Source organism: Aquimarina sp. 433, from assembly GCF_054054605.1.
The window spans coordinates 466641-479354 of record NZ_JBSWZK010000001.1 but is presented as its reverse complement, the minus strand read 5'-3'; the positions used below and the strand labels follow the sequence as shown (position 1 = coordinate 479354).

Sequence of the window (12714 nt, the reverse complement as noted above, 5' to 3'; positions counted from 1 at the left end):
AACGTTATCTTTTCTAAAGAAATAGAATTATTTTAGTGAATTGTATGGGAGGGATATTGAAAAATTCAAAAACTATAAAATTATTACTGACTTTAATAGGTGTTATGTTTGCTATAATGTCTTGTTTTAGTCAAAGTGAAACTCAGGTAGATAATGCAAAAAAAACGGCCTTAGATTCGCTCTACAGAGAAGATCAATTTTATGCAGGTTTTACGTTTAATTTACTTTGGAACACACCTTCGGATATAAGTCAATCTGGATTTTCTGGAGGACTGCATCTCGGGTATACTAGAGATATGCCCATTAATAAAAGGCGAAATGTCGCTATAGGTCTAGGTTTGGGATATTCAATTAATACCTATGGACAGAATCTTTTCATAGGAGAGGATATAGAGACAGGACAAAGTATTTTTAGTAACCTTGATGGAGTAGATTTTGACAAGAATAAATTTATCACACATTTGGTAGAGGCGCCTTTGGAATTTAGGTGGCGCACATCGGTTCCTAATACACATAAGTTTTGGAGAATTTATACAGGACTTCGAATTGGTTATTTGTACTACTTCGATGCTAAGTTTGAACAACCTGGGAACCAAGTAAGACAGACTAAAATTGATGAGTTAGATCGCTGGCGCGTAGGAGCTACCTTTACATTTGGTTGGAATACCTTTAATTTTCATTTTTATTATAGTCTTAATCCTTTGTTCAACGGAGATGCTAGAATAGGAAATGAAAGAGTTGGTTTAAATGCTGCTAAAATAGGCCTGATGTTCTACATATTATAACCAGAAATTCAATAAAGTAAGTTGGGGTATTACTCCAATCAGAAATCCTAATGTCAATTCTAAATTTGTATGCGCTTTTTCGTGTAATCTGGAAGTAGCTACAAGACCATTGGCAAATATCATTGCTGCAATCAATAATATAAGATTGATCTCAAAGTGAATGCTTAAGGCAATGGTAAACATGGTAACTGCACCTGATCCAAGCATATGTAAACTTGCTTTAATATCAAAAAAGACAATAAATATGGCGCTTAGTGAGGATAATAAGACTCCAAGAAAGAAAAAATATAATTCTGGATAATTATATACATCTATAATCATTTTAATTACTAGAAGTAAAATTAATGATTGCAAAAGAAGAGGGATTTTTCTTTGTTTTGCATCTTCTAAATGGATAGAAGAAACAATACCCATTGTTTTTAGAAAAAAGTAAAGGACAATAGGAATCAAGATAGTAACGACTACTAATCCAAAAATTTTAGCTTGTACTATGTTTTCAGGAATAAATCTTGGAGCAGTAACAAAATAAATTACCGCGCCAGCAATTGGCATCAGTAACGGGTGAAAAATGTATGAAATGCTTTTTAGTAAAAAATTCATTAAATCTTCTTTCGCAGCCTGGCTACAGGAATATCTAATTGTTCCCTATATTTAGCTACCGTTCTTCTGGCTATAGGATATCCTTTTTCTTTAAGGATTTTAGCTAACTTTTCATCTGTAAGAGGTTTTTTCTTATCTTCTTCTCCTATGGTTATTTCCAGTATTTTTTTAATCTCTCTTGTGGATACTTCCTCACCTTGATCATTGGTCATAGATTCAGAAAAGAATTCTTTGATCAGTTTAGTTCCGTAAGGAGTGTCTACATATTTGCTGTTAGCCACTCTGGACACAGTACTTACATCCATATCAATCTCATCAGCAATATCCTTTAGGATCATTGGTTTTAGACTACGCTCGTCTCCACTTAAAAAATAACTTTCCTGATAGTGCATTATTGCACTCATCGTTAAAAAAAGTGTTTGTTGTCTTTGTTTAACAGCTTCTATAAACCATTTGGCAGCATCTAATTTTTGTTTTATAAATAATACTGCATCTTTTTGAGATTTGGATTTTTGTTTACTGGCTTTATAGCCCTGAAGCATATTATTGTACTCTCTAGAAACGTGCAATTCTGGTGCGTTTCGGCCATTTAGGGTAAGTTCCAGTTCTCCATCAACAATTCTTATGGTAAAGTCAGGAACTACGTGTTCTATTAGCTTGTTGTTTCCTGCATAAGCTCCGCCTGGTTTTGGGTTTAATCCTTCGATCTCTTCAATTGCTTCTTTTAATAAATCTTCTGTAATATCAAATTTAGCAAGTAGTTTTTCATAATGTTTCTTGCTAAAGTGGTCAAAAGACTTTTCTAAAATCTGTGTGGCTAATTTTATAGGAAGCGTAGTTTCTTTTCTATTTAATTGGATTAGTAAACATTCTTGAAGATTTCTAGCCCCAACACCTGCTGGATCCAGTTGGTGAACTGTTTTTAGGATGCTTTCAATTTTTTCTTCTGTGGTATATACATTTTGTGTAAATGCAAGGTCATCCAGTATGTCTGTTAGAGATCTTCGTATATAACCACTTTCATCAATACTACCCACAAGAAATTCTGCAATCTCTCTTTCTTCTGGTTCGAATCGATAAGTATTCAGTTGATTTACGAGATGTTGATGGAAAGAAGTTCCCGAAGCATACGGAACATTTTTTTCTTCATCATCAGAGCTGTAATTATTAGAACTTAAGCGATAACTAGGTATTTCATCATCACTAAGATATTCATCTACATTGATTTCGGTTTCTATTTTTTCAGTGCCATAATCATCATCTACACTGCCTTCATTACTATAAGCATCTTCGTACTCATCCAATTTTTCTTTTCCACTATCTAGTGCAGGATTCTCTTCCATTTCTTGCTTTAGACGTTGTTCAAAAGCTTGGGTAGGAAGTTGTATTAACTTCATTAATTGAATCTGCTGTGGAGAAAGTTTTTGAGAGAGTTTAAAATTTAGTTGTTGCTTAAGCATAAAAATATCAATGTTCTTATACTCACAAAAATAAACAAAATACAGCGTATTTTTGTAGGTATTCGATGGTTAGTTTAGTGAAACTTTTTTTAAAATTTGTTGAAAACAAAGAATTAAAAAAATATAGTTGAACCAATCCCATATGTAGTATGGGGTCTCATTCAAATAGTTTTAAAACCATAAATTTTTAAAACTATTTTATGCAACTAATCAATAAACGCGCCAAAATAGATTTATTACACATTGATAGACGCTTTTTTTAGTTAAAAAAAAGCTAAGACATAAATAGCTAAGTTTAAAATTACTGTAACAGGTTTAAAGACAGGATTGGTTATAAAACTTCTATTACTTGCTAGATTTTTGATAATTTAAGTAGACTTTTACTATGATTTTATCGAAAAAGAATAAAAATAGTACGGGAATTTTGCAACAAAATATCTTTTTCGTAGTTTGTAAGCTAAAACATTTAAAATCATAAATCATGAAACAAAAGAAAAGCATCGATACTCTTTTGGAAGAGTTGAGAGACCAGAAAGGAGCGGTTATGACAGGTAATCACGGTAAATCTATACAGTACTGGTGTGGATTAAGTGTAGTTGGAGGAGACGAACTTCAGAGTAGTCCCCCTAACGGTCCAAGTACTGGTTCTCAAATGACGGATACACCAGATTTAAAGGATAAATCTGATTGTCAAGATCCTGATCATTGATTTTATGATTGTTAAATGATAAATTTAATATTTTCGGAAAAAAATGATTTTTCAGTTAATAGAGTTATGGATTGGTTATACTTTTCAGATAAATCTTATGAAAAATTCATAGGTTCATCTGAAAATGAAGATTTTTTTCAATTCAATTATAAAACCTTTTCCTTTATTTTTGGAGGGAAAGGTGATATTAATGATTCTTCAATCTTTGATGAGGAATCATCAATTGATTTTTCTTCCGTTTGGTTTCGGAGACCTCAACAATATGCAAATCATTTTCTTAGAGGCGACTATAATTATGAGGGTGTTTATCCTAAAGAAAAGTTAAACAAAACAGTTTATAGTCGTTTTCGTATTTTCTATGATTATTTGTCTTATAAGCTAGGTGAGAAACAGAAACTTGGTTCTTTTCGAACTTTCGAATTAAATAAGCCAATCGTACTACAGAGGGCTCAAAAATTAGGTTTAACTATTCCTAAAACTTTGATTACGAATTCTAAGAAAGAATTGATCGATTTTTTCGAAAGTTGCGATAGAAAAATTATAACAAAATCATTACATGAAGTAATGAGAGATCATAAATATGAAATTGAAAAAGATAATTGGGTGTTTATTTACCAAATGACACAACTTTTGGATAACTTAAATGATTCTCCCAATGTTTTTGCGCCATCCTTATTTCAGGAATACATAGAAAAAGAATATGAAATTCGAACTATTTATATAAATGGAACTTTTTATTCTGCTGCTATCTTTAGTCAGTTAAATGAACAGACTAAAGTGGATATGCGTAATAGAGACGCCAATGCTCCTGCAAGATATATGCCTTATGAATTGGATGAAAGTGTAGAAAGTAAATTAAGAAACTTAATGGAGAATTTGGATCTTACTTTTGGGGCTATTGATCTAATTAAGTCGACCGATGGGGATTATTACTTCTTAGAAATCAATCCTGTAGGTCAATATGGAGATGTTTCCATTCGGTGCAACTATTACCTTCATAAAATAATCGCAGAATTTTTAAGTAAAACAACTATTCATGATTGATGAATTTGAAAAATACAAACATTTAATTTCCATTCCAGAACATCAAGATATATCTTTTGATTTACATAAAATATCTATATCCCATCAGGGTAAAAGGGGAAATATGGAACGTTTTGTTTATATGAAAAAATACAAAGGTCAAGATGCTATTTTAGATTTTTATAAGCCCAATTCTAATATTATTTTGTTCGAAGAGGATGAATGATCGGTTTTTTGTATTATTTACTAGTTGTATTCCAGTAAAAGGTGTGAAATCAAGTGTTGTAATGGACCTTGATAGAGGTTCTTATACAGAGATACCAAATTTGTTATGTGATATCTTACTTCTTGATTTAAAAAAACATAATATTCAAAGTATCTTAGATTTGTATGAGAATCAATATGATGAAGGCATTTTAGGGTATTTGGATTTTTTGGTAGAAAACCAATATGGGTTTTTTACAAAAAATCCGAAACCCTTCAAAAACCCAGAAGACGTTTTCTATAGTCCTTATAAAGTAATTTCTTCTGTTATAGCGTTAGGTGCTTCCTCTGATTATGATCTTCGTAAAGTAGTAGCTGATTTAGATTTATTATCCTGCCAAATATTACAGATTAGAGTATACGAGTATATCGATTTTGATGTTTTTTTGAAGTCTTTAGAGCCATTGAAAGAAAGTACTATACGAATTGTTGAAATTTATTGGCCAGACACTTCCAAAGTTTCTGAGGATGATCTTAAACGTTTAGCTAATGAATATGCTAACGTGGTTTTGGTGATCCATTCTTCTGAAGAAAATAGAAACATCAAAATATCAGAGAAATCCGATAAAAAAATAGCTTTTTCTAAAAAGAAGATTACTCCAGATACGAAAGAGGTCTATGATAAGGATCTATTTGTGGTGTCTTATTTTATGTATTATGAGTCAAGGCACTACAATTCTGGTCTTAATCGAAAAATATGTATTGATACTGATGGTTCTATAAAAAACTATCTCTCGCATGATAAGATATTTGGGAATATAAAGAATGAGGCAATTCAAGATATTTTAAATCTTACAAAGTTTAAAGAAAAATTTACTATTACCAATGATCAAATAGAAAAATGCAAGGATTGTCAATTTCGTTATATGTGCTTAAGTAATTCTGATATTTTTCAGAAAAATAATAAGTATTTTAAAGAGCACTATTGTGATTTTGACCTTGTATAGAATTTACTTGTCTTCGATATAATTCGTTTTAGGTAGATATTACTATTGATGTACTGAGTTTTCTGTTTAGGTAGATAGATGTCTAAGTAAATTGTAGAACAAAAGCACTTCGACAAGCTCGGTGTGACATTAGAGTGTATGAACCAAATACGTCAGTTTTAACATTTGATGTGAATTTTATAAAAGACTTATGGAATGAAAATTTTATTCTTTATCGCATAAATTACCAAGCCTGTTCGGTTTTTAAGATGTAGTTTTTCGAATATAGAATCTCTATATCCTTCGATTGTTTTAGGGCTCAAGCACATATCGCTTGCAATTTCTTTATACGTTTTTTCGGTGCATGCATGTTTAATAAATTCCATCTCACGATCCTTAAGTACTACTTTGTTTTCCTTCTTAGGATTTAAAGAGCCTAATAATAAATTGGTCACATCTTTGGTATGGTAAAACCCGGTTTCCTGTACTTCTATTAATGCATTTTCTAAGATGCTTTTCTCTGTGTCTTTTAGTAAATACCCTTTGGCACCTGCTCTCAGCATTTTAAGAATGGTTTTTTCATCTTCTTCTACCGAAAGGGCTAATACATTTACTTGTGGATATTCTTCTTTAAGAGCAATAGTAGTTTCGATACCATTCATGATGGGCATATTAATATCCATTAATACAATATCTGGAATGTTTTTAGGATCTTTAAATCGCGTAAGTAATTCTCTTCCGTTTTTACACAGGTATAATATTTTAAACTTAGAAAACCCATTTACCAATCCTGCCAGTGCCTGTGATAATAGGATATGATCTTCTACAATAACTACTGAGTATTTCATTTTTTTTTGATGTTTTGTGTGTATAGTGCTTTTATGCGCTTGTTTATTTTGATCTTATAAGGATAAATTACATCCCTCTAAATCTCCCTTCGAAGGGAGACTTTAAGCCCTTCCTTTGAAGGAAGGGTTTGGGATGGATGTTTTTATAGTTCATATGCCGTTGAAAACACTTCGACATCCTTCTGCCTTTGGAGGAAGCACAATGTGACAAACTAATATAAATCCTCTTCCTCTTCTTGTTCCAGTTTTTTATAATGATAGGTTAGTGTAATCGCTGTTCCTTTTCCTTTGGCGGCATCTAAGCTAACTTCTGCATTTATCAATTTAGCTCTGTTTTGCATATTACATAAACCAATACCTACTTGCTTTTTATTTCTCACATCGTTCATGTCAAATCCGACTCCATCATCCTTAGCATGAATCACCAACTTCTCATTGCTATATTTTACGTTTACACTTAATGTAGAAGCTTTAGAATGTTTGATGGTATTGCTAAAAAACTCCTGCAGTATCCTAAAAATAATCACTTCTGCTTTGTCATCTAAGGTGCGTACTTCTGTATTACTGCTTAGCGTGGCTTCTATAAACTGTAAACGATTAAAACGTTCTACTTCCAGCGCAATAGCTTCTGTAAGACTTAAACTCTTAATCGCATCAGGATTTATCAGTTTTGATAAAGCTCTTAATTCTATTAAGCTCTTAGTAATGGTATCGGTAACCTCTGGTAGCTTTTCTGGATCTTCTTTGGCAACATCTACCTGTATTTTGGCAAGCGTTAATAACTGACCAATATTATCATGCAATTCCCAGCTAATATTGCGTAAGGTTTCTTCACGTATTTCTATTTGTGTTTCGGCAATAGCTCTTTCAAACTTCTTTTCAGCTTCTTTTTGTTGTAATAATAGGCTGTTTTTTCGTTTTTGAAATATCAAGAACAAAAAAATCATCAGTATAATTATACCTACAAGTATTAAACTTGCTATTAATATGGCTGTTTCTTGTCGCTCCATATAAATCCTATAATAAAACAGATGTTCATCAAAATAGTTAGGATTACGTTAATCATAAATAATATTGATAATTCTGTAGCACTAGAATAATAATTTCTCACAATTCGAAAAGGAATAATACCTACGTGGTACAAGAGAAGTCCTACACTTATCCAAAAAAGTAGGTTCTTCTTTATGTTTAAAACTCTTTCAGAGTTTAATATTTCAATAAAATAGAATATTATTGATAAAATTATAAAAGACGATGCCAATATGTATGGAAAGCTCTGGAATTCTATAAAATAGTTTTCTCTAAAACCATTAAAAATAAAAGATATTAAATAACAAATTATAAAAATTGAAATATATTTTTTGTATTTAAGCTTAATTACGTATTTCCTGTAAAGTAGGAATAAATACAAAAAATATATTACATTATATATGTTGTACAAAAGAGCGTTATAATTAGTTATTTTTTCTCTTATATAGCTTCCTACTACTTCATTAATTGCAATATACAAGAGAAGAAATAATATGTACTTCAATCTGGTGGTTTTGTATTTTTGATAAAAAACAACCGCAATTAAGGCAGTTGCTATTTCTAATATTATTCCGGAATCTCTTAGAGTCTTGTATATATCAACATAATTCATTCTATTTTTAACTCCTTTTAATGAGCTGGATTTGGAGGTGAGGCTCCTAATTCATTTGCGATTAAACTATTTTCTTCATCTTCTTGCATTGTACTGAAGTTGAAAAATCCTGCTTTTTGGATATTTCCATTCTTATCGATTCTACTATCTAGTCCTATTTTATCTCTTAATAACTCGACTTTAAAGTTGTTGTCTAATGTGTATCCCAGATGTTCTATATTACCAGCAGCATCTTTTACTTCTTGTGTTGGTGCTATAAAAAAGGTCTGTCTTTTTGCGTATCTTTTATCTTCTTTGTCTCTTAAATAGTTATCTGGATATAAGGCAAAATAAAATCTAAATCCAGATGGCTTTACTTTTGCTCTGCGTGATTGTACTCTTACATAACGGATATACTTCTGTAATTCATCGATATCATAGAACAAAGATCTAGTAGCTTTAAATTCATTTCCTTCTCCATCTTGTCCTACTACTTCGTTGATTAATTCTTCTCGTTGATCATATAAGTGGAAGATCTCTTTAGCAAAACCGGATTGGATGATATTTTCGGGTTTTCGTTTGTCATCAATACTGCCCAATTGAGATTTCAATGCTTCGATTTCTTTTTCATAGGCTTCGATCTTCTTTTTATAAGTTTCTAGTTCAGCGCAATTTGTGGCTTCATTAGATTTATTGCATGATCCTAAGAATAGACAAGCACATGCAATCATCAGATACTGTTTGATAAGGTTGGTTTGTAGTTTCATTTTTTGATAGGTTTAATAAGTATTTGTGTGATTTTGGCATCGGCCAAAATATTAGTTAGTTAAAAACTTAAGTATTTGTTAAGTTTTGAGTTTTAAAAATACCATTTTAAATAGTTTTAAAAAATTCGAAATACCCATAATAAGTGTTTTTATCACTGAAATTGTTGAATTACAAGCGTTTTGAAAAGTTAGAGATGAGATTAGGTTATAGACAAAAGGGGTAAACGCCCCTTTTAAAAAAAGTGGAATAACGGTTGATTTATTGTATCCTCTCCCAACCTCTCCTTCAAAAGGAGAGGAGCTAATAAAGTCCATCTTCGAAAGCCTGTCCGCAGATTAGGAAGGAAGAGATTTTGGGCAATGTTTTTAAGTACGGTAATCTACCAAGTATCTGTATTAGATTTCTATCCATTATCATCTTATTGTAAGAAAAACTGTACGAACTTGTAGTACGAGTTTATTAAATCATTAACGATTGTCTAGCTATAAGAGGTGTTTTGTTTTCGTAATCGATAATATTTGGGGATTTTTCTACTAAATTTTTGCGAAAACAAGCACGAAAGTTTTTCGATAGAATTGTCAATCTTCTAGTAAATAATGGGGAAAATAGAGCGACTTGATAATGTCAAAAATATACTTTTAAAAAAATGTTAATTTTTAATTTTAGCGAAAACGTTTTTCGTTAAATAAATTGTTAAAAATTAACTTTCAAATTGCCATGCGGCCTTTTCTTTTCTTACTTCATAGTAGCTAGAACAGCTAAGAACTAAACTTTTCGAAAAGTAACTTTTGCTAACTCACAATGTTAAACAAAAACTAATAACCGCAATCATGAGAAAAATTTATCTAGTACTTAGTATAATCTTTGGTTTGTATTCCTGTGCATCAGATATAGAAACCTTGGACTCAGAAATGTCAATCGAACTATCTTCAAAAAACAGTTCCGAAAATGTGAAACTCATAAGCGCATGGACCGCAAATAGGAGTAGTCCTGTTCAGATCAACTACCAACGTAAATTTAAGGTAAAGGTTAAAAATTTAGCCTACCAGAAAGAAGTAGCTATACACCATGCAACCAATAATGGTGGTTGGGTCGATATTCCATTAACGTATGATCAAAGCATTGGTAGTAACGAAGAAATTTGGGTAGGAGAGGTAACACCTGATAACGAAATCTATAGTACAGACTTTGTGGTAAAATATACTGTAGATGGTGAAACGTATTGGGATAATAATAGTGGCAAGAACTATAGCATGTTGGTCAATGTAGGAGGCTTTTTATCGCCAGATGTAGATGTAGAGGTAAATGATAGCTTTACTAGATGGGCTGGAACTTCGTTTGCTATCAATGTAAACGCGAGACGAAATTATGGTGCTAATGCCACAGTAGAAGTAGTGTATACTACAGATGACTGGGCAACAAAAAATACTGTGCAGATGTCTTATCAACGATATTTTAGAGTAGGATATGCACATTATATTATGAGTCCTAATCAGCATGATGTGGATATTTATGATACCCTAATCAGAGTCCCTGATGAAGTAGATTCCATTGAGTTTGCAGTAGTGTATAAGGTCAATGGCGAAGAATACTGGGATAATAACTACGGAAATAACTATACCCTAAGTAAAATCACGTATTAACCAATAATAACCAACAAATCATTTAAAATGAAAAAGTACCTTTATCTATTAATCAGTCTTGTAGTACTCTCTTGTAGTCAAGATGATTTTATGGAAAACTCAGAAGCTTCAATAAATTTATTAGAAGTTTCAGCAAAAAATTCAGATCCTGTACAATTAGTAAAAGCTTGGACGGTTTACAGTTCTTACAGAGGATTTCAGTCGTATACAAGAAACTTTACGGTGGAAGTTGAAAATCTAGCGTATGCAAAGAATGTTAGCATTTACCACCAGAGAGTTGATGGTAGCTGGGATGAGATTCCTTTAGCTTATGATCAAAGTATTGAAGATGGACAAAAAGAATTATGGACTGCAACCTATACACATGGTGGATTTGCAATCGATAGAATATACGCAGATGAGTTTGTAGTTCGATATGAAGTAAATGGAACAGTATATTGGGGCAATAATAATGGTTCTAATTATGCTATGTCTAGAATGGAAGGTTGGTTCTTTGCAGATCCCGAACTTAACGTCAATGTAGATACAAACTATACAAGCTTGTCATATTTTCCAAATGGTAATACCAACTCTCTCAATGTTACGGTAGATGTGCGAAACTTAGCTCCAGACAAAGAGGTGGGAGTAGTGTATACATTGGATAATTGGCAAACACAAGGGTATTTGCCGCTAACGTATCGTCAGTTTTGGTCTAATGGCCCTTTGTTTACAGTGCAAAGTCCGAATAATTTTGGTATAGAAAGATGGCAAGGATATGTTGCATTAGACCCTTCAATCAATGAAGTGGAGTACGCTGTTGTGTATAGAGTAAACGGAAACGAATATTGGGATAATAACTACGGTAATAATTATAAAGTAGCTATAAACGATTACAATTAAATAAGCATATTTATTGTAAGTGTGGAAGTCCACCTGGCATGTGTGTTAGCTGGGTGGGCTTTGTTTTTATAGTATAAGCTCCATTTTTATGTTACTTCGTAAATATGGTGAATCTTTCTCAAGTTCAATTTCTGTAAAACCATATTTTTTATAAATGTAGATGGCATTTTCTAGTTTCGTATTGGAGTAAAGTATAAGTTTGGTCCAGTGCTGTTTTTTGGCAAAGTCAATGCAAAAAGTTAAGAGTTGCTGTCCTATTTTTTGTCCTTGAAATTCTGGAGACACTGCCATTTTTCCTAACTCATAGATACCTTCCTGACTTTTGATTAATGAAAAGGTTCCCGCAATTTCAGAGCCAACTTTAGCAAAGAATATATGACCTCCATTATTGATAATGGTTTCTTCACATTTTTCTAAAAGTTCCACATCGTGAGGTTCTACAACAAAGTATTTTTCTAACCAAGCGACATTAAGATCAGCGAAATCTTTGGCATACTTCGGGTCAAATGGGATAATTGTAACTTCTTTCATGGCGTTTATGGTTGTTGTCTAATGTTTTCTAATATACGTTTGCTAAGAGATTTCTCTTTAAACTGATTCTCCATATAGGTTAAGTGGCGTGTTAAGCTAGTCGATGAACCTTCAGTAACCCATTTGACTTGCTTGTCTATAGTTTGCCAAACAGGAACTAGTTGATCATGTGTTTTTTTTCCTTTAGAGGATAATTGATATAGTTTTTTACGCTTATCCTTGGTATCCGTTTTATATCGTATCAAACCTTTTTTTGATAGTTTTTGTAAGCCTTGTGTAATCGCAGGCTGCGTATAATGTAGTTGCTCCTGAATTTCTGAAGTGGTTACTATGTTTTGATCAGCAATAATCTTGAATATAGGAAATAGGTAAGGATCGAATTGTATTTGAAGCGTATTATAAACAATTTGTGTTTCTTTCATCAAATAGTCACTAAGACGTTTAAATCTTGACCCCAATCCTAATTCTCCAAACTCTTGTAAAGAATCTCTCATTAATTAATAAGTAATTATATAAGTACTTATGTAAAAATATAAAATTTAGAAATTCTATACAAGAAGAATGTTGATTCTATATCATGTATTCTAAATCAGGAATGTGCTGAAATATGAATTATCCATGGTAGGGTTTCCTTTTTAGTAGATTTTTATAGGAATT

Annotated in this window: 14 protein-coding genes; 7 read left to right on the top strand and 7 right to left on the bottom strand. The window is 31.9% G+C overall.

Features of this window, described 5'->3' with window-relative positions:
- Positions 1–104 precede the first annotated feature (104 nt).
- Entirely contained in the window at positions 105–785 is a 681-nt protein-coding gene (locus ACWNT5_RS02115) for a porin family protein (RefSeq protein WP_456516461.1), read from the top strand.
- On the opposite strand, the gene ACWNT5_RS02110 is transcribed toward ACWNT5_RS02115, so the two are convergent.
- Positions 780–1385, bottom strand: a complete 606-nt coding sequence (locus ACWNT5_RS02110) for a hypothetical protein (RefSeq protein WP_299603675.1) — start codon at positions 1383–1385, stop codon at positions 780–782. The two genes, ACWNT5_RS02115 and ACWNT5_RS02110, sit on opposite strands and share 6 nt — an antisense overlap.
- The gene (gene rpoN / locus ACWNT5_RS02105; RefSeq protein WP_299894853.1) at positions 1385–2845 is read right to left on the bottom strand and encodes an RNA polymerase factor sigma-54; all 1461 of its coding nucleotides are present in this window, start codon (positions 2843–2845) and stop codon (positions 1385–1387) included. The genes ACWNT5_RS02110 and rpoN overlap by 1 nt, the downstream gene beginning before the upstream one ends.
- A gap of 481 nt (positions 2846–3326) precedes the next feature.
- Between rpoN and ACWNT5_RS02100 the strand changes: the two genes are divergently transcribed.
- From ACWNT5_RS02100 to ACWNT5_RS02085, 4 genes are read left to right on the top strand one after another with little or no spacing between them, the layout of a single operon-like run.
- Positions 3327–3554 carry a hypothetical protein gene (locus ACWNT5_RS02100; RefSeq protein WP_456516460.1) on the top strand — a complete coding sequence of 76 codons (228 nt, stop codon included), beginning with the start codon at positions 3327–3329 and terminating at the stop codon, positions 3552–3554.
- 15 nt (positions 3555–3569) lie between these two features.
- The gene (gene gwsG, locus ACWNT5_RS02095; protein WP_456516459.1) at positions 3570–4598 is read left to right on the top strand and encodes a grasp-with-spasm system ATP-grasp peptide maturase; all 1029 of its coding nucleotides are present in this window, start codon (positions 3570–3572) and stop codon (positions 4596–4598) included.
- The gene (locus ACWNT5_RS02090; protein ID WP_456516458.1) at positions 4591–4803 is read left to right on the top strand and encodes a hypothetical protein; all 213 of its coding nucleotides are present in this window, start codon (positions 4591–4593) and stop codon (positions 4801–4803) included. Before gwsG ends, ACWNT5_RS02090 begins: the two co-directional genes overlap by 8 nt.
- A gap of 43 nt (positions 4804–4846) precedes the next feature.
- Positions 4847–5788, top strand: coding sequence for an SPASM domain-containing protein (locus tag ACWNT5_RS02085; RefSeq protein WP_456516457.1), 942 nt, complete (start codon positions 4847–4849; stop codon positions 5786–5788).
- Positions 5789–5976: 188 nt separating this feature from the next.
- On the opposite strand, the gene ACWNT5_RS02080 is transcribed toward ACWNT5_RS02085, so the two are convergent.
- The 3 genes from ACWNT5_RS02080 to ACWNT5_RS02070 all read right to left on the bottom strand — a co-directional run bounded on the left by ACWNT5_RS02080 (position 5977) and on the right by ACWNT5_RS02070 (position 9003).
- On the bottom strand, positions 5977–6615 hold the full coding sequence (locus tag ACWNT5_RS02080) for a response regulator transcription factor (RefSeq protein ID WP_299603672.1): 639 nt from the start codon (positions 6613–6615) through the stop codon (positions 5977–5979).
- Positions 6616–6827: 212 nt separating this feature from the next.
- On the bottom strand, positions 6828–7625 hold the full coding sequence (locus ACWNT5_RS02075; protein ID WP_456516456.1) for a sensor histidine kinase: 798 nt from the start codon (positions 7623–7625) through the stop codon (positions 6828–6830).
- A gap of 649 nt (positions 7626–8274) precedes the next feature.
- Positions 8275–9003 carry a hypothetical protein gene (locus tag ACWNT5_RS02070; RefSeq protein WP_456516455.1) on the bottom strand — a complete coding sequence of 243 codons (729 nt, stop codon included), beginning with the start codon at positions 9001–9003 and terminating at the stop codon, positions 8275–8277.
- Positions 9004–9834: 831 nt separating this feature from the next.
- On the opposite strand from ACWNT5_RS02070, the gene ACWNT5_RS02065 reads away from it, so the two are divergent.
- Together ACWNT5_RS02065 and ACWNT5_RS02060 are read left to right on the top strand one after the other, a co-directional pair.
- Positions 9835–10647: a hypothetical protein gene (locus tag ACWNT5_RS02065; RefSeq protein WP_456516454.1), complete on the top strand. Its 813-nt coding sequence runs from the start codon at positions 9835–9837 to the stop codon at positions 10645–10647.
- Between the two features lie 27 nt (positions 10648–10674).
- Positions 10675–11526: a hypothetical protein gene (locus tag ACWNT5_RS02060; RefSeq protein WP_456516453.1), complete on the top strand. Its 852-nt coding sequence runs from the start codon at positions 10675–10677 to the stop codon at positions 11524–11526.
- Positions 11527–11592: 66 nt separating this feature from the next.
- Here the strand turns inward: ACWNT5_RS02060 and ACWNT5_RS02055 are convergent, their stop codons facing one another.
- Complete coding sequence (locus ACWNT5_RS02055) at positions 11593–12057, bottom strand: GNAT family N-acetyltransferase (protein ID WP_456516452.1); 465 nt, start codon at positions 12055–12057, stop codon at positions 11593–11595.
- Positions 12058–12062: 5 nt separating this feature from the next.
- Positions 12063–12551 (bottom strand): MarR family transcriptional regulator, encoded by a 489-nt coding sequence (locus tag ACWNT5_RS02050; protein ID WP_299603660.1) that lies wholly within the window; start codon positions 12549–12551, stop codon positions 12063–12065.
- Positions 12552–12714 lie beyond the last annotated feature (163 nt).

Coding starts and splice junctions, on each gene's coding strand:
- gwsG (WP_456516459.1), top strand. CDS start 3,570: ATGATAAATTTAATATTTTCGGAAAAAAATGATTTTTCAGTTAATAGA.
- ACWNT5_RS02075 (WP_456516456.1), bottom strand. CDS start 7,625: ATGGAGCGACAAGAAACAGCCATATTAATAGCAAGTTTAATACTTGTA.
- ACWNT5_RS02050 (WP_299603660.1), bottom strand. CDS start 12,551: ATGAGAGATTCTTTACAAGAGTTTGGAGAATTAGGATTGGGGTCAAGA.
- rpoN (WP_299894853.1), bottom strand. CDS start 2,845: ATGCTTAAGCAACAACTAAATTTTAAACTCTCTCAAAAACTTTCTCCA.
- ACWNT5_RS02110 (WP_299603675.1), bottom strand. CDS start 1,385: ATGAATTTTTTACTAAAAAGCATTTCATACATTTTTCACCCGTTACTG.
- ACWNT5_RS02070 (WP_456516455.1), bottom strand. CDS start 9,003: ATGAAACTACAAACCAACCTTATCAAACAGTATCTGATGATTGCATGT.
- ACWNT5_RS02060 (WP_456516453.1), top strand. CDS start 10,675: ATGAAAAAGTACCTTTATCTATTAATCAGTCTTGTAGTACTCTCTTGT.
- ACWNT5_RS02115 (WP_456516461.1), top strand. CDS start 105: ATGTTTGCTATAATGTCTTGTTTTAGTCAAAGTGAAACTCAGGTAGAT.
- ACWNT5_RS02100 (WP_456516460.1), top strand. CDS start 3,327: ATGAAACAAAAGAAAAGCATCGATACTCTTTTGGAAGAGTTGAGAGAC.
- ACWNT5_RS02090 (WP_456516458.1), top strand. CDS start 4,591: ATGATTGATGAATTTGAAAAATACAAACATTTAATTTCCATTCCAGAA.
- ACWNT5_RS02065 (WP_456516454.1), top strand. CDS start 9,835: ATGAGAAAAATTTATCTAGTACTTAGTATAATCTTTGGTTTGTATTCC.
- ACWNT5_RS02055 (WP_456516452.1), bottom strand. CDS start 12,057: ATGAAAGAAGTTACAATTATCCCATTTGACCCGAAGTATGCCAAAGAT.
- ACWNT5_RS02080 (WP_299603672.1), bottom strand. CDS start 6,615: ATGAAATACTCAGTAGTTATTGTAGAAGATCATATCCTATTATCACAG.